The following is a 782-nucleotide window of genomic DNA, read 5'->3' as shown; positions in this document are numbered from 1 at the left end:
GCGGCGAGGAGTACGGCGGGGTCGGGGCCCTCCAGGACGGTGGGCTTGGCGAGGCCGTCGAGGACGATGAAGCGGAGCAGATTGCCCCGGGACTTCTTGTCGACCTTCATGGTCTGAAGGAGTTTGGGCCACTGGTCGCCCCGGTAGGTCAGCGGCAGCCCGACGGACTCCAGGATCGCGCGGTGGCGGTCGGCGGTCGCGTCGTCCAGCCGGCCCGCGAGCCGGCCCAGCTCGGCGGCGAAGACCATGCCGACGGAGACGGCCGCGCCGTGCCGCCACTTGTAGCGCTCGTTCTTCTCGATGGCGTGGGCCAGGGTGTGTCCGTAGTTGAGGATCTCGCGCCGGCCGGACTCCCTGAGGTCGCCGGAGACGACCTCGGCCTTGACCCGGATGGAGCGCTCGATCAGCTCCGCCGTGTGCCGGCCCGAGGGGGTGCGCGCGCCCTGGGGGTCGGCCTCGACCAGGTCCAGGATCACCGGGTCGGCGATGAAGCCGGCCTTGATGATCTCGGCCATGCCGCTGACGTAGTCGTTGACGGGGAGCGAGTCCAGGGCGGCCAGGTCGCACAGGACCCCGGCGGGCGGGTGGAAGGCCCCGACGAGGTTCTTGCCCTCGGCGGTGTTGATGCCGGTCTTCCCGCCGACGGCCGCGTCGACCATGCCCAGCACGGTGGTGGGCACCGCGATCCAGCGGACCCCCCGCAGCCAGGAGGCGGCCACAAAACCGGCCACATCGGTGGTGGCCCCGCCACCCACACCCACGATCACATCGGTACGGGTGAA

Annotated in this window: 1 protein-coding gene; it reads right to left on the bottom strand. The window is 71.2% G+C overall.

The window, feature by feature from the left end:
* Nucleotides 1-782 (bottom strand): 3-dehydroquinate synthase (gene aroB, locus ABD371_RS35740; protein WP_344486957.1); only part of this gene is annotated, 782 nt, incomplete at both ends.

Origin of the sequence: Streptomyces amakusaensis, from assembly GCF_039532665.1 — a bacterium.
Classification (GTDB): domain Bacteria; phylum Actinomycetota; class Actinomycetes; order Streptomycetales; family Streptomycetaceae; genus Streptomyces; species Streptomyces amakusaensis.
Note: the sequence above shows the minus strand (reverse complement) of the source record. Positions and strands in the feature narration are given on the sequence as shown.